This is a genomic window from Streptomyces sp. NPDC057280 (assembly GCF_042668605.1).
Classification (GTDB): domain Bacteria; phylum Actinomycetota; class Actinomycetes; order Streptomycetales; family Streptomycetaceae; genus Streptomyces.
Genome location: NZ_JBHUYR010000007.1, coordinates 135801 through 156807, shown reverse-complemented (window position 1 = coordinate 156807; position 21007 = coordinate 135801). Strand labels below are relative to the sequence as shown.

General features: G+C 71.3%; 18 protein-coding genes. 12 read left to right on the top strand and 6 right to left on the bottom strand.

The features are described 5' to 3' along the window. Positions 1 to 73: 73 nt before the first annotated feature. Positions 74 to 1138, top strand: coding sequence for an AI-2E family transporter (locus ACFUO4_RS33060; RefSeq protein WP_383491794.1), 1065 nt, complete (start codon positions 74 to 76; stop codon positions 1136 to 1138). Here the strand turns inward: ACFUO4_RS33060 and ACFUO4_RS33055 are convergent. Beyond that, positions 1105 to 3246 carry a SpoIIE family protein phosphatase gene (locus ACFUO4_RS33055; protein ID WP_383491792.1) on the bottom strand — a complete coding sequence of 714 codons (2142 nt, stop codon included), beginning with the start codon at positions 3244 to 3246 and terminating at the stop codon, positions 1105 to 1107. The genes ACFUO4_RS33060 and ACFUO4_RS33055 overlap by 34 nt on opposite strands. A 184-nt stretch (positions 3247 to 3430) precedes the next feature. Between ACFUO4_RS33055 and aspS the strand changes: the two genes are divergently transcribed. Then, a complete protein-coding gene (gene aspS, locus ACFUO4_RS33050) occupies positions 3431 to 5194 on the top strand; it encodes an aspartate--tRNA ligase (RefSeq protein ID WP_383491790.1) in 1764 nt (587 codons plus the stop codon). Positions 5195 to 5312: 118 nt separating this feature from the next. Next, positions 5313 to 6254, top strand: coding sequence for an intradiol ring-cleavage dioxygenase (locus tag ACFUO4_RS33045; protein ID WP_383491788.1), 942 nt, complete (start codon positions 5313 to 5315; stop codon positions 6252 to 6254). 56 nt (positions 6255 to 6310) lie between these two features. Here the strand turns inward: ACFUO4_RS33045 and ACFUO4_RS33040 are convergent, their stop codons facing one another. The 5 genes from ACFUO4_RS33040 to ACFUO4_RS33020 form a co-directional block, all read right to left on the bottom strand. Beyond that, positions 6311 to 6913: a DinB family protein gene (locus tag ACFUO4_RS33040; RefSeq protein WP_079310543.1), complete on the bottom strand. Its 603-nt coding sequence runs from the start codon at positions 6911 to 6913 to the stop codon at positions 6311 to 6313. Between the two features lie 38 nt (positions 6914 to 6951). Next, positions 6952 to 8193, bottom strand: a complete 1242-nt coding sequence (locus ACFUO4_RS33035; protein WP_383491786.1) for an MDR family MFS transporter — start codon at positions 8191 to 8193, stop codon at positions 6952 to 6954. Positions 8194 to 8206: 13 nt separating this feature from the next. Continuing rightward, on the bottom strand, positions 8207 to 8473 hold the full coding sequence (locus ACFUO4_RS33030; RefSeq protein WP_126273176.1) for a hypothetical protein: 267 nt from the start codon (positions 8471 to 8473) through the stop codon (positions 8207 to 8209). Between the two features lie 102 nt (positions 8474 to 8575). Further along, entirely contained in the window at positions 8576 to 9862 is a 1287-nt protein-coding gene (locus tag ACFUO4_RS33025) for an MFS transporter (RefSeq protein WP_383491784.1), read from the bottom strand. After that, positions 9855 to 10391: a DUF3291 domain-containing protein gene (locus ACFUO4_RS33020; protein ID WP_383491782.1), complete on the bottom strand. Its 537-nt coding sequence runs from the start codon at positions 10389 to 10391 to the stop codon at positions 9855 to 9857. Before ACFUO4_RS33020 ends, ACFUO4_RS33025 begins: the two co-directional genes overlap by 8 nt. Before the next feature lie 193 nt (positions 10392 to 10584). Here ACFUO4_RS33020 and ACFUO4_RS33015 point away from each other — a divergent pair, with 193 nt between their 5' ends. Genes ACFUO4_RS33015 through epsC form a run of 9 tightly spaced genes read left to right on the top strand, consistent with a single transcriptional unit; the run spans position 10585 to position 20999 of the window. Then, entirely contained in the window at positions 10585 to 11877 is a 1293-nt protein-coding gene (locus tag ACFUO4_RS33015) for an ATP-grasp domain-containing protein (protein WP_383491780.1), read from the top strand. After that, entirely contained in the window at positions 11874 to 13190 is a 1317-nt protein-coding gene (locus tag ACFUO4_RS33010; RefSeq protein WP_383491778.1) for an ATP-grasp domain-containing protein, read from the top strand. The genes ACFUO4_RS33015 and ACFUO4_RS33010 overlap by 4 nt, the downstream gene beginning before the upstream one ends. Beyond that, entirely contained in the window at positions 13187 to 14680 is a 1494-nt protein-coding gene (locus tag ACFUO4_RS33005; RefSeq protein WP_383491776.1) for an ABC transporter substrate-binding protein, read from the top strand. Before ACFUO4_RS33010 ends, ACFUO4_RS33005 begins: the two co-directional genes overlap by 4 nt. Further along, positions 14677 to 16002, top strand: a complete 1326-nt coding sequence (locus tag ACFUO4_RS33000; RefSeq protein WP_079310536.1) for a lysine N(6)-hydroxylase/L-ornithine N(5)-oxygenase family protein — start codon at positions 14677 to 14679, stop codon at positions 16000 to 16002. The genes ACFUO4_RS33005 and ACFUO4_RS33000 overlap by 4 nt, the downstream gene beginning before the upstream one ends. A gap of 14 nt (positions 16003 to 16016) precedes the next feature. Next, the gene (locus tag ACFUO4_RS32995) at positions 16017 to 17408 is read left to right on the top strand and encodes a diaminobutyrate--2-oxoglutarate transaminase family protein (RefSeq protein ID WP_079310535.1); all 1392 of its coding nucleotides are present in this window, start codon (positions 16017 to 16019) and stop codon (positions 17406 to 17408) included. Beyond that, positions 17405 to 18703 carry a SidA/IucD/PvdA family monooxygenase gene (locus ACFUO4_RS32990; RefSeq protein WP_383491774.1) on the top strand — a complete coding sequence of 433 codons (1299 nt, stop codon included), beginning with the start codon at positions 17405 to 17407 and terminating at the stop codon, positions 18701 to 18703. The genes ACFUO4_RS32995 and ACFUO4_RS32990 overlap by 4 nt, the downstream gene beginning before the upstream one ends. A gap of 13 nt (positions 18704 to 18716) precedes the next feature. Then, the gene (locus tag ACFUO4_RS32985; protein ID WP_079310533.1) at positions 18717 to 19199 is read left to right on the top strand and encodes a cupin domain-containing protein; all 483 of its coding nucleotides are present in this window, start codon (positions 18717 to 18719) and stop codon (positions 19197 to 19199) included. Beyond that, positions 19199 to 20407: an FAD-binding oxidoreductase gene (locus ACFUO4_RS32980; RefSeq protein ID WP_079310532.1), complete on the top strand. Its 1209-nt coding sequence runs from the start codon at positions 19199 to 19201 to the stop codon at positions 20405 to 20407. Before ACFUO4_RS32985 ends, ACFUO4_RS32980 begins: the two co-directional genes overlap by 1 nt. Next, entirely contained in the window at positions 20394 to 20999 is a 606-nt protein-coding gene (epsC, locus tag ACFUO4_RS32975; RefSeq protein WP_079310531.1) for a serine O-acetyltransferase EpsC, read from the top strand. The genes ACFUO4_RS32980 and epsC overlap by 14 nt, the downstream gene beginning before the upstream one ends. Positions 21000 to 21007 lie beyond the last annotated feature (8 nt).

Here is a 21007-nt window from a genome sequence, read left to right as displayed (position 1 = left end):
AAAAGTGATCGTCCCGCGCCTCGTTCGGCTGCGACTGCGCGACACCGGAACTGGCGTATGGCCAGATGGGAGCATGCAGGAACCGTCGACAGCGTTGCTTCCGGCCCCGGTTCGCCGTATCGCCGCCTGGTGTGCCGTCACCCTGCTCGTCGCCGGGGTCGGGTACGTCGGGATCCGGCTGTGCGGGGAGTTCCGTACCGCTGTCGTGCCGGTGCTGCTCGCGTTGCTCGGGACCGCGTTGCTCGGGCCGTTGCACCGGTGGCTCATCAAGGTCGGGGTCGGGCGGTCGCTCGCCGCCGGGCTCACCTGTGTGGCCGTGGTGGGGGTGGTCGGTGGGGCCGTCTATATCGTCGTCGCCGCGCTCATCGACACCGGGGACCAGATCGTCGCCTCGCTCAAGGACGCGGCTCAGGGGATCGCCGATCATTTCGGGGCCGCCGGGACCTCGCTCGATGACCTGGCCTCCAACGCCAAGGAACTGCTGGGCCGGTTCGGGGGGACCGCCGCTTCCGGGGTCATCAGCGGGGTGAGTGTGGTCGGGGAGGTCATCGCCATGGCCGTTCTCGCGCTCTTTCTTGTCTTCTTCTTCCTGCGGGACTCGCATCGGGCCGTCGGTGCGTTGCGGGCAGTGGTCCCCGCCGCCTCCGGTGATCTCGTCGAGGCCCTGGCGCGGCGGGCCTTCGGGGCCGTGGAGGGGTTCATGCGGGGGACCACGATCATCGCCCTCATCGACGCCGTCTGTATTGGGGTCGGGTTGTTGGTCCTTGATGTCCCGGGGGCCGTGGGGCTCGCGGCGCTCGTGTTCGTCGGGGCCTACATCCCGTACCTCGGGGCGTTCATCTCGGGGGCCGTGGCCGTGCTCGTCGCGCTGGCCGACCGGGGGGTCGTCATCGCTCTGTGGGCGCTCGGGATCGTGCTCGCCGTGCAGGTGCTGGAGGGGCATGTGCTGCAGCCGGCCATCCAGAGCCGCACCGTGCAGATGCATCCGGCCGTGGTGCTGGTCGCCATCACGGCCGGGGCGTCCACCTCCGGGGTGCTCGGGATGCTGCTCGCCGTACCCCTCACCGCCGCCGCGTTCGCGGTCGGACACGAGCTGCGGGAGCGTTACGCGCGGGACGCCTCGGCCGTGGACTCGTAGAGCTCGAACCAGATGCTCTTGCCCTCGCCGCGCGGGTCGACTCCCCAGGCGTCGGCGAGGAGTTCGATGAGCATCAGGCCGCGGCCGGAGGAGGCGAGTTCGCCGGGGCGGCGTTTGTGGGGGAGGTCGTCGCTGGTGTCGGTGACCTCGATGCGCATCCGGCGGGTGCCGGGGCCGTCGCCGTGGATCTCGGCGAGGAGCAGCGCGTCGGCGTCCGTGTGGACGAGGACGTTCGTCAGCGTTTCCGACAGGAGCAGGACCGCGGAGTCGATCTGGTCCTGGGAGGGCCAGTCGTGGAGGAGTTCCCTGAGCTGTGCGCGGGCCACCGCGACGCGTTCCGGTTCCGCCTGGGCCACCGTGAGCATCGTGCGGCGGACCTGGGGCCGGGTGACGGTCTCGCCGCAGCCGCAGCCGTCTCCCTCGCGGTGCAGCAGCAGGACCGCTATGTCGTCCTCGCGGCGGTCGGTGAGGGGGCCCGGGGTGTGGTGGGAGGAGGGGCCGTGGACCGCCTGGACCAGGGCGTCGGCGAGTTCCTCGAGGTCGTCGCCCTTGTGTTCCTCCAGGATGGTGCGGACCCGCTGCCAGCCGGTGTCGAGGTCGTGGCCGCCGGTCTCCAGGAGGCCGTCGGTGCAGACCATCATCGTCTCGCCGGGTTCGAGGGTGAGGCGGGTGGTGGGGTAGTCGGCGTCCGGGTCGATGCCGAGGGGGAGGCCGCCGTCGGTGCGGCGGGCCAGGACCGTGCCGTCGGCCATCCGGATCGCCGGGTCGGGGTGGCCGGCGCGGGCGATGTCCAGGGCGCCGGTGCCGGGGTCGACCTCGGCGTAGAGGCAGGTCGCGAAGCGCAGGTCGCCGGGGTCCTGGTCGTCGTCGTAGGCCATGCCGTGCAGGAAGCGGGAGGCGCGGGAGAGGACGGCGTCGGGGCGGTGGCCCTCGGAGGCGTAGGCGCGCAGGGCGATGCGGAGCTGGCCCATGAGGCCGGCGGCCCGGACGTCGTGGCCCTGGACGTCGCCGATGACGAGGGCGAGGCGGCCGTTGGGCAGCGGGATCATGTCGTACCAGTCGCCGCCGACCTGGAGGCCGCCGCCGGTGGGGACGTAGCGGGCGGCGACGCTCATGCCGGGTATCTCGGGGCCCAGTTTGGGGAGCATGGAGCGCTGGAGGCCGTCCGTCAGCTCGCGGGCGGATTCCGCGGCCTCGGCGCGGGAGAGGGCCTGGGCGAGCATGCGGGCGACGGTGGTGAGGACCGAGCGCTCGTCGGGGGTGAAGGCCACCGGGTAGGTGAAGGCCGCCATCCAGGCGCCCATGGTGCGGCCGGCGACGGTCAGGGGCAGGAAGGCCCAGGACTGGCGGCCGAAGTGGGCGGCCAGCGGCCAGGTGACCGGGTAGCGGTCACGGTAGTGGTCGGGGCTCGACAGGTACACCGCGCGGCCGGTGCGCACGACCTCCGCCGCCGGGTAGTCCGTCTCCAGGGACATGTGGGAGAACGGGCCCTCGTCGCCGGGCTGCTGGCCGTGGTGGCCGATGATCTTCAGGCGGTCGCCCTCGACGCCGAACACCGCCAGGCCGTCGGGGGAGAAGCCCGGCATGGACAGGCCCGCGGCCACCCGCAGGACCTCTTCCGTCGAGCGGGCCTCGGCCAGGGCGCGGCCCGCGTCCAGCAGGAAGGCCTCGCGGGAGCGGCGCCAGTCGCCGGTGACGGCGGTGCTGCTGCGGGCGGCGGCGGTGGTCGGCGAGGGCTCGGTGACCTCCTGCATCGCGCCGATCAGGACGAAGGCGCGGCGTTCGGCGTCGTACGACGGCTTCGAGCGGCTGCGGACGACGCGGATCACCCGGTTCTGCTCGTCCATGATCCGGATGCGGACCTCGGCGAGGGTGCCCTCGGCGACGGCGAGCTGGATCACGCCCGTGATCTCGTTCCAGTCCACGGGGTGCATGCGGGCGCGTGCCTGGACCTCGGTGAGGGTGGTGGCCTCGGCCCGCAGGCCGAGCAGCCGCGCGGCCTCGGCATCCACGGTGACCAGGCCTGTCGCGGTGTCCCAGTGCCACAGGCCGGTGGCGAGGGCGGAGAGTACCTCCCCCACGGCGGGCAGGGGCTCACCAGTGCGCATTGCCCCACTGTAAGAACAGGCGATCGCACCGTGCCACTGATGGCCCATGCACGCAGGCGACGGAAATGGTGGAGAGCCGATCTTGGGGCGGCCGGTACCCTTGGGAGGTCCGGGCACCATGGCCCGTTCACGTCGGGGAGTGACCCTCGGCACACAGCCCACACTGTAAGGACGATGAACGACGATGCATCGGTACAGGTCCCACACCTGCGGCGAGCTCCGCTCCTCTGACGTCGGCACCGACGTCCGGCTGAGTGGCTGGCTGCACAATCGGCGCGACCTGGGCGGCATCCTCTTCATCGATCTGCGCGATCACTACGGCATCACGCAGCTCGTCGCCCGGCCGGGCACGGAGGCCTACGAGGCGCTGGACAAGGTCTCCAAGGAGTCCACGGTCCGTATCGACGGCCGCGTTGTCTCCCGTGGAACCGAGAACGTGAACGCGGACCTGCCGACCGGTGAGATCGAGGTCGAGGTGAGCGAGGTCGAGCTGCTCGGCGCCGCCGCCCCGCTGCCGTTCACGATCAACACCGAGGACGGGGTCAACGAGGAGCGGCGCCTGGAGTACCGCTTCCTCGACCTGCGCCGCGAGCGCATGCACAAGAACATCATGCTGCGGTCGTCGGTCATCGCCTCGATCCGCTCCAAGATGGTGGCCCTCGGCTTCAACGAGATGGCGACGCCGATCCTGTCCGCCACCTCCCCCGAGGGCGCACGTGACTTCGTGGTGCCCTCCCGTCTGAACCCGGGCAAGTTCTACGCCCTCCCCCAGGCGCCGCAGCAGTTCAAGCAGCTGCTGATGATCTCCGGCTTCGACCGCTACTTCCAGATCGCGCCCTGCTTCCGTGACGAGGACGCCCGCGCGGACCGCTCGCCGGGCGAGTTCTACCAGCTCGACGTCGAGATGAGCTTCGTCGAGCAGGAGGACGTCTTCCAGCCGATCGAGAGGCTCATGACCGAGCTGTTCGAGGAGTTCGGCAACGGACGGCATGTGACCTCGCCGTTCCCGCGGATCCCGTTCCGTGAGGCGATGCTGAAGTACGGCTCCGACAAGCCGGACCTGCGGGCCCGGCTGGAGCTCGTCGACATCACCGACGTCTTCGAGGGCTCGGAGTTCAAGGCCTTCGCCGGCAAGCACGTGCGCGCGCTGCCGGTGCCGGACGTCTCCGCGCAGCCGCGGAAGTTCTTCGACCAGCTCGGCGACTTCGCCGTCACGCTGGGCGCGAAGGGCCTGGCGTGGGTGCGGGTGGCCGAGGACGGTTCGCTGACCGGCCCGATCGCCAAGTTCCTCACCGAGGAGAACGTCGCCGAGCTCACCAAGCGGCTGTCGCTGGCCGCCGGTCACGCCGTGTTCTTCGGCGCGGGCGAGTTCGACGAGGTCTCGAAGATCATGGGCGCGGTGCGGGTCGAGGCCGCCAAGCGTGCCGGGCACTTCGAGGAGAACGTCTTCCGGTTCTGCTGGATCGTCGACTTCCCGATGTACGAGAAGGACGAGGACACCGGCGCGATCGACTTCTCGCACAACCCGTTCTCGATGCCGCAGGGCGGTCTCGAGGCCCTTCAGACCCAGGACCCGCTGGACATCCTGGGCTGGCAGTACGACATCGTCTGCAACGGCGTCGAGCTGTCCTCCGGCGCGATCCGCAACCACGAGCCCGAGATCATGCTGAAGGCCTTCGAGATCGCCGGCTACGACCGCGAGACCGTCGAGGAGAAGTTCGCCGGCATGCTCCGCGCGTTCCGCTTCGGCGCCCCGCCGCACGGCGGCATCGCCCCCGGCGTCGACCGCATCGTGATGCTCCTCGCGGACGAGCCGAACATCCGCGAGACCATCGCCTTCCCGCTCAACGGCAACGCCCAGGACCTGATGATGGGCGCGCCGACGGAGCTGGAGGAGGCGCGGCTGAAGGAGCTGCACCTGACGGTGCGCAAGCCGCAGCCGAAGTAAGGCAGTTGGGGGAAAGGGCTCGAAACCGGCGTCGGTTTCGAGCCCTTTCGCTTTCCTGTGAGAAGGGCACAGCTCTTACCGGTGGCCTTCCCAGGCTTCTTACCTAACTTCCCTGCCCATGACGGGAAACCACACAGAACACCAGCAGGACAACGGGCCGCGGCACAAGCGGGATCTGACACGGCGCAAGGTCGTCGTGGCGGGGGCGGGAGCCGCCGTCGCCGTGGGAGCGGGCACGGCTCTCGCCTCGGGCGCGTTCGCCGACGAGACGAGCACCGCCGGTACGTCCACCACGTCCGAGGCGTGCTACAAGCTGACCTCGGAGACCACCGAGGGGCCCTACTACATCGATGCCGACAAGATCCGCCGGGACATCACCGAGGACAAGGAGGGCATCCCGCTCGTCCTGAACCTCAAGGTGATCGACGCCGAGACCTGCAAGCCGATCGCGAACGCCGCCGTGGACATCTGGCACTGCGACGCGCTGGGCATCTACTCCGGGTACGAGAGCCTGTCGACCGGCGGTGGCGGCACGGCCCCGACCGACGCCCCCTCGGGCACGCCGAGTGGCACGCCGACCGGTGAACCGCCGTCCGGAGCGCCCTCCGGCGGCACCGGTGGCGGCGGTGGCGGCGGCCACGAGGAGCCCACCGACGACGAGCGCTACCTGCGCGGCACGTGGAGGACGGACAAGCAGGGCCGGGTCGCCTTCAAGACGATCTTCCCGGGCTGGTACCGGGGCCGTACCGTCCACATCCACACCAAGGTGCACGTGGACGGCAAGTGGACCGACGCCGGCTACGAGGGCGGGCACACCTGCCACACCGGCCAGTTCTTCTTCGCCGAGGAGGCCGTGCTCGCCTCCGCCGAGGTCGAGCCGTACTCCACCAGCACCACGGAGCGCACCACGCTCACCGAGGACACCATCTACGACCAGAGCGGCACCACGGGCGGTCTCCTCAAGCTGAAGTACGACAAGAAGAACATCGCCAAGGGGGTCGTCGGTTCGATCACCATGGGCGTCGACCCGGACTCCACGAACGACGGCACCTCGCTGTAGTCACGGACCTGCGCGAAGGCGCCCGGGACGGTCAAGTCCCGGGCGCCTGACGGTTGTTACAGGCCCAGCGACAGGTACGTCGCGTCCAGTTCCGCCACGTCCAGGCCGGCCGCCTGGCGGACCAGGCGGATCGCGCGGTAGATCTGGTTGATGTGGGCGATGTCGTGGCCGACCACCTTCTTGATCATGACCTCCATGGTCTCGCCGCCCTGCTCGCCGTGGTGTCCGGTGCGCTGCCAGGCCTCCGGCGGCAGGGCCGCGAGCAGGGCCACGTTGGAGGCGCGCAGACCGGTCCAGGCGTCGAGCATCTGGCGGAACGGGAGGCGGGGCAGCGGGGCCCACTTCTCCTCGTCGTAGCCGGGGTAGACCGGGGCGTCCTCGGTGGCGACCAGGCGCCAGCGGAAGCCGTAGACGATGTCGACGTCGAAGAGGTGCCCGACCGTGAACGCGGCCGGCCACTCCCCCTCCTCCGGGACCGTCTCGGCGAGCTCGGTCGGCAGGTCCGCGAAGAGCCGCGCGGCCCACACCGGCGTCTTGGCGAGGACGTCGAACGGGTCGCGCTCGGCGGCTACTTCGAGGAGCGCCGTGACGTACGCGGCCGGGTCCTCGGTCGCGGAGGGGATGTCGATACGGGGAACTTCGGTGCTGGTGACGGTCATCGGGGTCTCTCGGGTGTGAAGGGGTGGGTACGGGAGGGTCAGTTGGTGGTGGCGGGCACCGGCTCGGGCGTCTTTGCCACCGGAGTCTCCGTCTGCCGTGTGCCGGGCTTGGCGCCCAGGACCAGGACCGCGCCGAGGACGGCGACGGCGGCGCAGACGGTCCAGTGCAGCGGGGCGTTGATGCCGTAGAGGAGGCCGCCGACGGCCGGGCCGAGGGTGCCGCCGAGGGTGTGGGCGAGGCCCTCGGCGCCCTGGTAGCGGCCGCGCAGGTGGGCCGGGGAGAACTCGGCCGGGTAGGCGTTGGCGATCGGGGTGTAGATGGTCTCGGCGACCGTCCACAGGACGACCGTCAGGGCCAGCAGCCACACCGCGTTCATGGCGCCCGTCAGCCCCATGCCGGCGCCGAGCAGCAGCAGGCCGAGGGCGATGACGCGGCGCGGGTCGCGGCGCTCGGTGTGCCGGGTCAGGGGCAGCTCGATGACCACGCACAGCAGGGCGTTGAGGCCGAGAAGCAGGCCGTAGACGGTGTTGGAGAAGCCGGCGTCGGTGACGTGCAGGGGGAGGGTCGCGGTGGTCTGGCCGTAGACGAAGGTCGCGGCGACCATCGACAGCAGGAACAGGACGTAGGGGCGGTCGGTGAAGACCTCGCGGTAGCCGCCCTTGCCCGCCGCCTCGGAGGCGGTGACCGGGGCCTGCACCGGGCGGCCGGCCGGCAGGAGCAGCAGGGCCAGGGTGCCGAAGGCGAGGGAGAACAGGGCGTCGCCCGCGAAGACGTACGTGTAGGAGTGGCCGCTGAGCAGGCCGCCGACCAGCGGGCCGACCGCCATGCCGACGTTGACGGCGAGGCGGAGCACGGCGAACGCCATGACCCGCTGCTCCCCGTCGACGACGTCGACGAGCAGCGCGCCGGCCGCCGGGCGGTACAGCTGGGCGAAGATGCCGACCAGGCAGACCAGGGCGGTCGTGGTGATCAGGCCGTCGGTGAAGGGGACGGTGGCGGTGGCCGCCGCCGAGCCGAACATGGACACCGCGATGGCGCTGCGGCGGCCGAACCTGTCGGCGACCGTGCCGCCGATCATGTTGCCGACGAAGGTGCCGAGGCCGACCGCGGCGACCGCGAGGCCCGCCTGGGCGGCGGAGTAGCCGCGGGAGACGAGGAAGAGCACGAGGAAGACGTTGAGGAAGTTCCCGAACTTGATCAGGAACATCCCCGCGAAGATCACCCAGGCGCTGCGCGGCAGTTGGCGCAGGCGCTGGTGCAGGGGGGCGGTGTCCGCCATGGGTGGGGCTCCTTCAGGAGGGGAGGTCGGAAGGGGCGTCGGCCGCCGGTACCCGCCGCGCCGCCACCAGCACGCAGACCACCAGGGCGTAGGCGGCGGCGGTGGTGACGGCGAGGAAGGTGGCCGCGCCGTCGAGGAAGGCACCGGTGCCTTCGGTGGTCTCGCCCATCGGCACGAAATAGGCCTCCAGGGTGATCTTCAGCCCCGCTCCGACGAAGGTGAGCAGGAAGGCGGCGGTGGTCATCACCAGGAGGAACTGACGAGTGCGGGGCTCATACATGACAGGGGAGTTCCTTGGGCGGGGCGGGGGCGCCGGTTCTTTTGGGGGACGGGGGGACGGGGGACGAGGGGACGGGGGGGAGACGGGAGGGGCTGCGGGGTGTCAGCCCGCTGCCGGGGCCAGCTCCTTTTCCTCCAGCGGGGCTTCGGGCACCGCCGGGGTCTCCGCCGGGGGCACCCGGCTGGCCAGGACCAGGACACAGGCCGCCGCCGCGAGGGCCGCGCAGCCGAGGGTCACCGGGGTGTAGCTGTGCGTCGCGTCGGCCATCAGGGCGCCGGCTTCGCTGGTGAGGGCGGTGCCGAGGGCGTGGACCGTCCACACCAGGCCCATGCCGAAGCCGCGCACCTCGACGGGGAGGACCCGGGCCGCCCACATGGTGGTGGCGATGACGGTGGCCAGGTAGCTGATGCCGAAGACGATGCCGAAGGCGATCGCGACCGTGCCGGTCGGCGTGAGGGCGACCAGCAGCATCGCCACGCCGCGCACCGCGTACGCGCTCAGCAGCACGGCCTTGATGCGGCCCCGGTCGCACAGCCAGCCCGCGAGCAGGCCGCCGGCGATCTCGAAGACGCCGAGCAGGGCGACGGCGGTGGAGGAGACGGTGTGGCCCAGCCCGTGGTCGTGCATCAGCGGGATGAAGTGCACGTCGATGAAGGCCATCGTGGCGCCGCAGGCGAACATGGCGAGCGCGAGCCGCCGCAGGTCGGCGTTGCGGGTGGTGAGCCGGAACCGCTCGGCGAAGGAGAGCCGGACGGCGGGCTCCTCGGAGCCGGCCTCTTCCGCCGACGCCGTGGACGACGTCACCCTGCCCGACGCCCGCGCCACCAGCAGCGCGACCGGCGCCAGCACGAACAGGAACACCAGGCCGACCACGAGCAGCACGTTCTCCCAGCTCGCCCAGGTGCCGAGCCAGGACCACAGCGGGACCAGGACGACGAAGCCGACGGCCGCGCCGTTGGTGAGCAGCGCGTACATCAGGCCCTTGCGGCCGTCGCGGAAGAGCTCGTCGACGAGGACGCCGAGGGGGACGTACGACAGCATCGTGGACGCGAGCGCGGCGACGACGGCGTACACCGCGACGAAGAGCCACAGCCGGCCGGCGAGCGCGCAGCCGACGAGGGCCGCGCCGGACAGGGCGGTGCCGACGGCGAGGGTGGCGGCACCGCCGATCCGGTCGGCGATCGCGCCGACCAGCGGGGAGGCGACGGCGACGGTGACGGCGAAGAGCGTGGTCGCCCAGGCGAGGGCGCCGCGCGAGCCGCCGAAGGTGTCGGCCATCGGCACGAAGTAGACCTGGACGGTGTTCTTCAGCGCCGAACCGGCGAGGGTCAGCAGGAAGGCCGCGGCGCTCAGCACCAGCAGCAGAGCCCGGACGTTGGGCTTAGACATGGGTCACCTCGGGAGCGGGGGACGAGGACACGGGGCGGCCCTCGGGGTCGAAGGGCTGCCTGAAGTCGAAGGCGTGCGCGCTGGGACCGTGCGCGTCCAGGTGCTCGAGGCGCCGGCAGGCCTCGGTCCAGGTGGGGATCTCGGTGTCGCCCACCCACCAGGCCGCGTACAGCTTGTGGGGGATCTGGGCGAACCAGCGGCGGCGGTCGCGCAGCGCCTGCCGGTGCAGACCGCCGTACGCGTACGCCTTCACCGAGGCGAGGTCGGTCCACAGCGAGAGGGTGGAGGCGCGGGTGTCGGTGTCGTCGGTGCGGCCGCCGGTGTAGAAGGCGGGCGCGTCGAAGAACCCCCACGCGCCGTAGTCCCGGCCGAAATTCGTCCACTTGGTGGCGACGACGTCGATCGCGGTGGCGCGGGCGATGAAGCCGGGGCTGGTTTCCGAGGCGCCGAAAACCAGGGGTTCGAGTGCGTTGAAGTCGTCGTTCGACAGGTGCGGATACGGCTGCTTGAGCACGGCGAACGTAGTCATCGCGATCCTTGGCATGACCTCGATGTTCCCGGTGCGGCCGCCGTGCAGGAAGGGGAAGAGGCGGGCACCAAAGTGCGTGGCACAAACGTGCCAGGGCGATTTTCCGAAGGCCCGCTGCGTCTTTTGTGCCGGGCATTCTTGTGCCAGCCGGAAAGTATTTTCCCGCCGGAATTCATGGCCCAGAGTTTTCGCCATGACCCAGCAATCAGCGACCTCGCGATCAACCGGTGACCACACGCTGCTCGTGGTGGGCGGCCGGATCCAGACCCTGCGCAAGGCGGCCGCCCTCGGCATCCGTTTCGTGCTGATCCAGCACCAGGACCACTTCGTGCCGGAGGCGGCGAAGCTCGCCGAGGCCGTGATCATCTCGGACTACACGGACTGGGAGACCACCCGCCCGCTGATCGAGGCCGCGCACACCGCGTACGGCTTCACCCGGGTCGTGTCGATCACCGAGCCCGGTCTGGTGCCGGCCGCGCGGATCAGCGACCACCTGGGACTCGGCGGGACCACCGAGCGCACGGCCGAACTCCTGCGGGACAAGCGGGCGATGCGTGATCTGCTGGCCGCCTCGGACGAGACCCGGGACCTGTCGGTCGCCGCCGCCGAGGTGACGGACGCCGACGACCTGGTGGCCTTCGGCGCCGCGCACGGCTACCCGTTCGTGCTCAAGCCCGCCGACGCCACCGCGAGCCTCGGTGTCGAGCGCATCGACGGCCCCGAGCAGGCCGCCGCGGCCTGGGAGAACGTGGAGGCGCTGCGGGCGCGCACCGACCTTCAGTGGGGGAACTTCTTCCACATCGAGCGCTTCCTCGTGGAGCAGTACATCTCCGGGCCGGAGTTCAGCGTGGAGTCGTTCTCCTTCGCGGGCCGGCACGTGGTCCTCGCGGTCACGGAGAAGCTGACCGGCGGCGAGAACGGGTTCATCGAGTTCGGGCACGCGCTGCCGGCCCGGCTCACCGCCGCGCAGGAGCGGAGCATCGAGGACACGGTCGCCCGCTTCCTGGACGCCCTCGGACTCACGGACGGCGCCGCCCACACCGAGCTGAGGCTCACTCCCACCGGCCCGAAGATCATCGAGAGCCACAACCGCATGGGCGGCGACCGCATCTTCGACCTGCTGAACGCCGCCTACGGCATCGATGTCGAAGAGTGGATCGTGGCCTGGCAGTTCGGGCTGATCCCGGCCCTGGACGCGCGCCCGGTGCCGGAGCGCTCCGCCGCCACCCGCTTCCTGTCCGCCCGCCCCGGCACGGTCGTCGAGGTGCAGGGCGTCGAGGAGGCCAAGCAGCTGGCCGACGTCATCGACGTCGAGACCACCGTCAAGCCGGGCGACGTCCTCGGCGAACTGCGCGGCAACTGGGACCGCGCGGGCCAGGTGCTGACCACCGGTCCGGACACCACGGCGGCGATCGAGACCGCCGAGGCCCTGCTGGAGCAGATCACCGTCGTCACCGTCGAGCTGGAGCAGAAGGTCGCGGCATGAGCAACAAGCCTCTGAGCAACAAGATCCTGCTGATCATGCGGAACACCTACGCGTGGCACCGCGAGCACATCGAGACGCTGGAGCGGATGGGCCTGGAGATCCACCTGGCGACCGGTGTGAAGCAGGCCGCCGCGGACGGCCGGTTCGCCTCCGTGATCCCGGTCCCGGAGGAGCTGGAGGGCGAGTCGATGGCCGCCTTCTGCGCCGACGCGGCCCGCAAGCAGGGCATCGCCACCGCGATCACCTTCTACGACAGCGACATCGCCGTCACCTCCCGCACCAACCAGCTCCTCGGCCACACCTGGCCGCGCCCGCAGGCCGACGCGATCTCCAGGGACAAGAAGCTCCAGCGCACATTCCTCACCGAACACGCCCTTCCCGCACCGCAGTTCGCCGGGGTGACCGGCGTCGAGGCGGGTCTGAAGGCGGCCGAGGACTTCTCGTACCCCTTCATCGTCAAGCCCAGCGCGCTCGCCGCGAGCATCGGCGTGAGCCTGGTCCGCGACCGCGACGAGCTGGAGCGGGCGCTGGCCGACGTGGCGCGGCTCGCCGAGGAGTGGGGCGGCTACTTCCCGAGCGACGGCCCCGAGATCGCGCTGATCGAGGAGTTCCTGCCGGGCAAGGAGGTCACCCTCGACGGGGTCGTGGTCAACGGCGAGTTCCATCTCGTCGGCGTCACCAACAAGATGCAGATGCCGGGCCCCTACTTCGAGGAGGACTTCTACACCCTGCCCTTCCGCACCCCGGAGGAGGAGCCGGAGCTGGTCGCGGTCGCCGAGGGCATCGTCGCCGGACTCGACGTCCAGCACTGCCTGTTCAACGCCGAGTTCCGGCAGGACGCCCAGGGCCGGTACCGGGTCGTGGAGTTCGCCACCCGGATGAGCGGCGGCCAGAACTACCGCAACCTGCGCGAGGTGCACGGCATCGACGCGGTACGGCTGTACGCCAAGGCCGTGCTCGCCGGTGACGACACCGAGCAGCGGGCCGCCGTCCTCGACGGCGAGGTCCGCAGGGCGGCCACGCCCCGCGCCGCGACCTGCATCAAGTTCGCCTACCGGACCGGCACGCTGGTCCGCAACAACCCCGGCGACGCCTACCACTCCCCCTACTTCCGCTCCTACATCCCCGCCTCCAAGCCCGGCGACCGGCTGCGCCGCGCCCCCGAGGGCTGGTACGAGATCGCCGGCTCGCTGGCCGTCGCCGCGCCCTACCGGGGCGTCGAGGACATCGACCGGGTGGAGCGGATCGCCGCCGAACTGGACGAGCAGCTCGACGTCGTCATGGTCCCGCCCGTGGTCAGGGGCGCCGCGTGATCTTCCGCATGGGCATCACCGAGCCCACCGCCATCGACCCGTACAAGGCCCAGGAGGGCGAGGGCATCCTCGTCTGCAAGGCCCTGTTCACCGGGCTGCTCGCGCTCGACGAGGACGGCGGGCTGATCCCGGCGACGGCCCGGGAATGGGAGTCCGACCCGACCGCGACGACCTGGACGTTCCGGCTGCGCACCGACACCGTCTTCAGCGACGGCGAGCCGGTCACCGCGCACAGCTTCGTACGGGGCTGGCGGCGGGCGCTGGATCCCGAGGCCAACACCGAGACCGCCTACCACCTGGCGGGTGTACGGGACTTCACGGCCGTGGACGACGCCACGCTGGTCGTCGAACTCGCCGAGCCGGACGTCCAGTTCGACCTCAAGACACTCCAGCCGATCTTCTTCCCGGTGCCGTCCTGGACGCCGGCCGCGCTGGAGACGTCGTACAACGATCTCCCGGTCGGCAACGGCCCGTTCGTGATGGACGGACCCTGGCGGCACGGCGAGGCGATCCGGCTGCGGCGCAACGAGAGGTGGTTCGGGCCGCGGCCGGAGATCGAGGAGATCCAGCTCGACATCCTCGACCCGGTCACCGCCCTCGACGACGAGTACGCCCGGTTCGCCGACGGCACCTACGACTACGCCCGCATCCCCCCGGCCCGGACCGAGGAGGCGTCCGAGAAGGACGGTTACCTGGAGCAGGAGGGTGCCGGGCTCTTCTACCTCATCCCCTTCTGCCACCAGGCGCCCATGGACTCGGTGGACGCCCGCCGGGCGGTCTCCGCCGCCATCGACCGGCAGGGCCTCATCGACACCCACTTCCACGGCACCCGCACGGCCGCGCACTCGCTGCTCTCCCCGTGGTTCGGCAAGGCGCACACCCCGCGCGCCGAGATCGAGGACGACTGGACGGCGTACGACCCGCAGCGGGCCCGGGAAGCGGCCGAGCGGGCGGGGCTCGGGCCCGGCACCCGCGTCGACCTCGCCTACAACACCGGCGCCGGGCACGACGACTGGGTGCTCGCCCTGGCCAAGGGGCTTGAGGAAGTCCACGGCTGGCGGGTCGAGCTGCTGCGCACCGACGCGCGCGGTCTCGTCGACCACCGCACCTCGATCGCGGCGGCCGGTCTGTGCCGGGCCGGGTGGGCCTGCGACTACCCCACCCCCGACAACATGCTCTTCCCGCTGCTGCACTCCTCCTGCACCGCCCCCGACGCCGCGGGCACCGCCCACGGCGACAACGAAGGGCGGTACGTCGACGCCGAGTTCGACGCCCTGGTGGCCCGCGCCCGCGCCGCGGTCGACCCCGCCGAACGCGTCGACGCCTGGCGGCGCGCCGACCGGATCGCGATCCGCGACCTCGCCCTCATCCCCCTCTGGTACCGCACCGACCAACGCGTGTACGCGGCCGACCGCCTCGGCGGCCTGCGCATCGACTTCGACGGCAACCCGACCTTCACGACCGTGACCGCAAGGAGCACCCAGCGATGAGCACAACTCCCGTGTACGACATCCTCGGCATCGGCTTCGGACCCGCCAACCTCGCCCTCGCCATCGCCCTGGAGGAGCGGAACTCACCGCTGACGGCACGCTTCCTGGAGGCCCGGCCCAGTCCGGAGTGGCAGCCCGGGATGCTGCTCGACGGCTCCGACATCCAGAACCACCCCAGCCGCGACCTGGTGACCCTGCGCAACCCGCGCTCCCGCTACAGCTTCCTCAACTACCTGCACGAGCAGGGCCGGCTGCTGCGCCACCTGAACCTGCCCTCGGAGTTCCCGCTGCGCAAGGAGTACGCCGGGTACATCCGCTGGGCCGCCGGCTTCTTCTCCCACCTCGTCGACTGCAACCAGCGCGCCGAGGGCCTTCAGGTCGTGGAGGAGAACGGGGAGCGGCTGTACGAGGTGACGACCATGTCGGGCAACCGCTACCTCGGCCGCACGCTGGTCATGGGTCCCGGACGGACGCCTTACGTTCCGGCGCCTTACGACTCCCTTCGTGGCGAGCGGGTGTTCCACCTGACGCAGTACCTGCCGAAGCTCGCCTCGCTGACCGCGTCCGGTGAGCCAGCCTCGGTCGCGGTCATCGGCGGCAGCCAGAGCGCGGTGGAGCTGGCGCTGGACCTGGGGCGGCGCTTCCCGCGGACGCGGGTGACGACGTACACCCGCTCGCACTCGCTGCGGCAGAAGGACACCAGCCCGTTCAGCGAGGAGGGGTACTTCCCCGAGTTCACCGACTACTACTTCCGGGCCTCGCGGGACGGCAAGAAGGCGCTCGACGCGTACATGCACCCGACGAACTACTCGTCCGCCGACATCGACGTGCTGCGCGAGCTGTACCTGGAGATCTACGAGCAGGAACTCGACGGCGACCAGCGGCTGTTCGTCCGCGGCAACCTGGAGGCCGTGTCGGTGGCCGAGGCGGACGGCCGGGTGGACATCGACTTCCGGGAGCGCAACACGGGCGAGACGGTGACCGACTCCGTGGACTTCGCCGTGCTCGCCACCGGCTTCCGGAACATGGGGCCGGGGGCGCACGAGGAGCTGTGCCCGCCACTGATGGCCGGGCTGGCGGGGCGCTTCGCGAAGGAGAGCGACGGGCGGCTGGAGGTCTCCGGCGACTACGCGCTCAAGCCGGTCGTCGACGGGACGCCGCCGCTGTTCCTGAACGGGCTGTGCGAGTCGAGTCACGGGATCGGTGACGCCGGGTCCTTCAGCCTCCTGTCCCTGCGCGCCTCCACCCTCACCGACGCCCTCACCGAGCGCCTCTCCGCCCGCTCCACCACCGACCGCAGCGCCGTCCTGGCTGCCGCCTGACCAACGGAACCGAGATGACTGCAACCATCGATCACGCTGCCCCCACCTCCTCCGGCTACCCCGGTCCCTACGTCTCCGGCACCCTCCCGGGCCCCCGCAGCGCCGAGCTCCTCGACCGGCAGGCCGCACGCGAATCCAATTCACGCTCCTATCCGCGGAAACTTCCCATAGCGATACGACGCGGCAAGGGCAGCTATGTGGAGGACCTCGACGGGAACGTCTTCCTCGACTTCCTCTCCGGGGCCGGCGTGCTGTCCCTCGGGCACAACCACCCCGAGCCGCTCGCCGCCGCGCACCGGCAGCTCGACGAGTTCGTGCACGGGCTGGACTTCCCGACCCCCATCAAGGACGAGTTCACCGAGCTGACCATCGGGATGCTGCCGGCGCCGATGCGGGAGCGGACGCGCATCCACTTCTGCGGGCCGACCGGGGCCAACGCCGTCGACGCCGCGCTGAAGCTGTGCAAGACCGCCACCGGCCGCGAGGAGATCATCACCTTCCAGGGCGGCTTCCACGGCGCCACGATGGCCGCGATGAGCGTCACCGGGCTCGTCGAGCAGAAGGAGCCGGTGCGGGGCCGGATGCCGGGCGTGCACTTCTTCCCGTACTCCAACTGCCACAGCTGCCCCCTCGGCCTCAAGCGCGAGAACTGCGAGGTCAACTGCGCCACCTTCCTGGAGCGCGCCCTCACCGACGTCAACGGCGGCATCACCCTTCCCGCCGCCGTGATCATGGAGCTGGTCCAGGGCGAGGGCGGTGTCATCCCGGCCGACGTGGAGTTCGTGCGCCGGGTGCGGGAGGTCACCAAGCGGCTCGGCATCCCGATGATCGTCGACGAGGTGCAGAGCGGCTGCGGCCGCACCGGCACCTGGTTCGCCTTCGAGCAGTACGGCATCGAGCCCGACGTGGTGTGCGCGTCCAAGGCACTGAGCGGCATGGGCCTGCCGGCCGCCGTCATCCTCTACGACGAGAAGCTGGACGCCTGGGCGCCGGGCGCCCACACCGGCACCTTCCGCGGCAACCAGCCCGCCTTCGCCGCCGCCGTCGCCACGATGAAGGTCGTCGAGCGGGACCGTGTCCTGGAGAACGTCCGGGCGCGGGCCGAGCAGCTGATGGTGCACCTCCAGGGGCTGCGGGGCGTCAGCCCGTACGTCGCCGACGTGCGCGGGCTCGGGCTGATGACCGGTGTCGAGCTCAACGACCCCGTCACCGGGCAGCCCGCCACCCGGCTCGCCAAGCGCGTGCAGTGGGAGGCCGTCAGCCGCGGCCTGATCCTCGAACTCGGCGGCCGTGACGACTGCGTCGTGCGCATGCTGCCGCCCCTGAACTGCTCCGAGCAGGAGATCGACATCGCCGGACGCATCCTGCGCGAGGCCCTCACCGCCGCCGAGGAGGCCCTCCGATGAGCGCTCACGACGTCCATGACCTGGTCGTCGCCGGGTTCGGGCCCTCCGGCATCGCGCTCGCCGCCGCCGTCGAGGACCACGACGACCAGCACGGGGGCGCCCTCGACGCCCGCTACCTGGAGAAGGCCCCCGACTCCGCCTGGCAGCCCAACCTCGTGCTGCCCGGCACCGACATCCAGCACCACTTCCTGCGCGACTTCGCGACTCCCCGCGACCCGCGCTCCCGGTTCGGCTTCCCGAGCTATCTGCACCAGACCGGCCGCTTCTACCCGTTCACGCTGATGGGCGGCTACCCGAGCCGCCTGGAGTGGTCGGACTACGTGCAGTGGGCGGCCGGGCAGGTGCGCGGCCAGGTCGACTACCACCGCGAGGTGCTGTCGGTGGAGCCGGTGGTCGGGGATGACGGGCGGGTGCTCAGTGCGCGGGTCGTCTCCCGGGACCCCCGGGACGGTGCCCTGCACACGGTCGAGGGACGCAACATCGCCCTCGCCACCGGTCACGAGGCCTACGTCCCCGAGGTGTTCCGGCCCGCGCTCGGTGAACGCGTCTTCCACGCCAGCAGGTTGCTGCCCTCCCTGGCCGGCCTCGGCCGGCTCGACCGGGTCGCCGTCATCGGCGCCGGGCAGACCGCCGGTGAGATCGTGCTGCACCTCGCCGGGCTCAACCCCGACGCCCACATCCACTCCCTGGTCCGGCACGCCGGCTTCCGGATGTACGAGCTGGGCCACTTCAGCAACGAGGTGTACTTCCCCGACGAGACCGACTACTTCTACGCGCTCGGCGACGAGGAGCGCGAGCGCGCCCTGGACCAGGCCCGCGCCACCAACTACGCCGCCGTCGACCCGGATGTCTCCACCGGGCTCTACCAGGCCGTCTACCAGGACCGGCTCACCGGACGGCAGCGGCTGCACATGCACCGCCGCACCGACGTGCGCGAGGTCTCCGTCATGGGGGACGTCGTACGCCTGGAGACTGAAGAGGTCTTCACCGGGGAGCGGAGCGTCATCGAGGCCGACGCCGTCATCGTCTGCACCGGCTACCGCGAGCCCGCCTTCCCGCGTCAACTGGAGGCGTTCAAGCCCTACTTGAAGTTCGACGCGCAGGGCCGCCCCGACGTCACCCGGGCCTACCGCGCCGAGACCACCGACGACTGCGAGGTGGGTCTCTACCTCGACGGCCTCACCGAGTGGCGGCACGGCATCGGCTCCGCCACCTCCTTCAGCCAGATGGCCGCCAAGGCCGACACCATCCACCGCGACCTGCGCAGCCGACTGCGCCAGCCCGTCGCCGCGTGAAACGGGGGACCCCATGAGCGAGCAACAGCCCGAGAAGAAGAGCTTGATGCACGTGTTCAGCGCGCACGAGGAGGACATGGTCTTCGAGGAGCCGTACAACGTCAGCGGCCGGCGCATCTTCCCCTGGCCCGGCGCGGTCGAGGAGCCCACCTGGGGCGGCGCCTGGGTGGACGTGGCGCCCGGCGAGACGTCCACCGCCCACCACCACGACGAGAACGAGATGTTCTTCATCACCGAGGGCAGCGGCGTCATGCGCATCGGCGACGAGACGCGCCGGGTGCGGGCCGGGGAGACGGTGTTCATCACGCCGTACCAGGACCACGACCTCACCAACGACGGCGAGACCCGGCTGCGGTTCGTCACCATCTGGTGGGGCGGCGCCGAGGCGATCGCCCGCGAACGCGCCAAGTGGGCCTCCGTGTTCGAGATCGACGACCCGTCCGGCCCCCTCCACTCCCGTGTCGGCGCCGGAACAGGGGCAGGGGTGTCCGTCTGATGAGTCCCATCGTGCACGCGCACGCCGACGCGGTGGTCGTCGGCGGCGGGGTGATCGGCGCGGCCATCGCGCACCAGCTCGCGCTGGCCGGGCTCGGCCGGATCGTGCTGTGCGACCAGGGCCGGGTCAACGCCCAAGGGGCCACGTCCCGTTCGGGCGGGCTGCTGCGGCTGCACCACACCGCCGTCGCCGACACCCGGCTGGCCGCGCGCTCCCTGCCGGTGTTCGAGCAGTGGGCCGACGTCATCGGCGGCGACTGCGGCTACCGGCGCACCGGGTTCGTGATGATCGTCGGCGACAACCACGCCGAGGACCTGCGGCACAACGCCGCCGCCACCACCGACGCCGCGGGGCACCGGCGGGTCGAGATCGTCGACCCGTACGAGCTGAAGGAGATCTATCCCGGGCTCAGCACCGAGAACATCGCGCTGGCCGCCTACGAGCCCGAGGGCGGCTACGCCGACCCGATGGCCGCCTCCGGGGCGCTGCTGGCCGCCGCCTACCGGCTCGGGGTCTCCCCGTCCGAGGGCATCCGGGCGATGAAGGTCCTGGAGCACGCCGGTGTCGTCACCGGGGTCCTCACCTCCATCGGGCGGATCGACGCCCCGCTGGTCGTCCTCGCGGGCGGCGCCTGGGGGTCCGGCCCCGCCGAGTACCTCGGCGTGCACATCCCGGTGACCGCCCGCCGCATCGGCCTCGCGCAGGCCGAGCTGCCGGGCGCGGGGCGGCGCGGCTCGCGGGCCTCGGTGCCGACCTGCATCGACGACACCACCGGCTCCTACTTCCGGCCCGACGGCCTGGACCGCTTCTACTTCGGTGTGCCCAGCAAGCCGGACACCGAGCTGGGCCGGGACGTGGAGCCACTCACGCAGGCCGAGCTGGAAGCGGCGATCAACGCGATCGCGGTCCGCGTCCCGCAGGCGGCCACGGCTCCGCTGGCCGGCACCCGCTCGGGCCTCGACGGCTACACCCCCGACAAGCGGCCCGTCGTCGGTGCCGCCGGACCCGACGGGCTCTACCTCGCCCTCGGCTTCAGCGGCGGCGGCTTCAAGATGGCGCCCGCCGTCGCGGAGCTGGCGGCGAAGGAGATCGTCGAGGGCGGCGCCGTCCCCGGCAAGGCCGTCCAGGAACTCCTCGAGCCCTACCGTCCGCAGCGCTTCCTCGCGGGCCGGCCGGTCAGACCGGAGGCGCCGTATGACCACATGTGAGAAGGGACCGCGGCTGCGGGCGCTGCTCGCCGAGGACATCGCCACCGTCCTCGCCAAGGACCCCGCCGCCTCCTCCCGCGCCGAGGTGCTGCTCTACCCGCACATCCACGCCCTGTGGACGTACCGGGTCGCGCACCGCCTGTGGCGGCGCGGGCACCGCTTCACCGCCCGCGCCCTGTCGCTGCTGGCCCGCGCGGTCAGCGGCATCGAGATCCACCCGGGCGCCCGGATCGGCCGCCGCTTCTTCGTCGACCACGGCACCGCCGTCGTCATCGGCGAGACCGTCCGCATCGGCGACGACGTGATGCTGTACCACCAGGTCACGCTCGGCTCGGTCGGCTGGTGGAAGGACCTGCGCCGCCCGGCCGGCTCCCGCCGCCACCCCGTCGTCGGCGACCGCGTGATCATCGGCACCGGCGCCAGCGTCCTCGGCCCGGTCACCGTCGGCTCCGACTCCCGGGTCGGCGCCCACGCCATCGTCCTGGACGACCTCCCGCCGCACAGCCGCGTGGTGGCACCGACCTGCGAGGTGCTCCCGGCGCTCGACACCGGCGCCGTGCCGGAGCCCGCCCTGAACCAGCTCGCATCGTAAGGACTTCG

Excerpts from the sequence above, each read along its gene's own strand:
- ACFUO4_RS33030 (WP_126273176.1), bottom strand. The coding sequence starts at position 8,473 with ATGTATGAGCCCCGCACTCGTCAGTTCCTCCTGGTGATGACCACCGCC.
- ACFUO4_RS32995 (WP_079310535.1), top strand. The coding sequence starts at position 16,017 with ATGACTGCAACCATCGATCACGCTGCCCCCACCTCCTCCGGCTACCCC.
- ACFUO4_RS33055 (WP_383491792.1), bottom strand. The coding sequence starts at position 3,246 with ATGCGCACTGGTGAGCCCCTGCCCGCCGTGGGGGAGGTACTCTCCGCC.
- ACFUO4_RS33010 (WP_383491778.1), top strand. The coding sequence starts at position 11,874 with ATGAGCAACAAGCCTCTGAGCAACAAGATCCTGCTGATCATGCGGAAC.
- ACFUO4_RS32990 (WP_383491774.1), top strand. The coding sequence starts at position 17,405 with ATGAGCGCTCACGACGTCCATGACCTGGTCGTCGCCGGGTTCGGGCCC.
- ACFUO4_RS32985 (WP_079310533.1), top strand. The coding sequence starts at position 18,717 with ATGAGCGAGCAACAGCCCGAGAAGAAGAGCTTGATGCACGTGTTCAGC.
- ACFUO4_RS33025 (WP_383491784.1), bottom strand. The coding sequence starts at position 9,862 with ATGTCTAAGCCCAACGTCCGGGCTCTGCTGCTGGTGCTGAGCGCCGCG.
- ACFUO4_RS32980 (WP_079310532.1), top strand. The coding sequence starts at position 19,199 with ATGAGTCCCATCGTGCACGCGCACGCCGACGCGGTGGTCGTCGGCGGC.
- ACFUO4_RS33015 (WP_383491780.1), top strand. The coding sequence starts at position 10,585 with ATGACCCAGCAATCAGCGACCTCGCGATCAACCGGTGACCACACGCTG.
- ACFUO4_RS33035 (WP_383491786.1), bottom strand. The coding sequence starts at position 8,193 with ATGGCGGACACCGCCCCCCTGCACCAGCGCCTGCGCCAACTGCCGCGC.
- epsC (WP_079310531.1), top strand. The coding sequence starts at position 20,394 with ATGACCACATGTGAGAAGGGACCGCGGCTGCGGGCGCTGCTCGCCGAG.
- ACFUO4_RS33060 (WP_383491794.1), top strand. The coding sequence starts at position 74 with ATGCAGGAACCGTCGACAGCGTTGCTTCCGGCCCCGGTTCGCCGTATC.
- ACFUO4_RS33040 (WP_079310543.1), bottom strand. The coding sequence starts at position 6,913 with ATGACCGTCACCAGCACCGAAGTTCCCCGTATCGACATCCCCTCCGCG.
- ACFUO4_RS33020 (WP_383491782.1), bottom strand. The coding sequence starts at position 10,391 with ATGACTACGTTCGCCGTGCTCAAGCAGCCGTATCCGCACCTGTCGAAC.
- aspS (WP_383491790.1), top strand. The coding sequence starts at position 3,431 with ATGCATCGGTACAGGTCCCACACCTGCGGCGAGCTCCGCTCCTCTGAC.
- ACFUO4_RS33045 (WP_383491788.1), top strand. The coding sequence starts at position 5,313 with ATGACGGGAAACCACACAGAACACCAGCAGGACAACGGGCCGCGGCAC.
- ACFUO4_RS33000 (WP_079310536.1), top strand. The coding sequence starts at position 14,677 with ATGAGCACAACTCCCGTGTACGACATCCTCGGCATCGGCTTCGGACCC.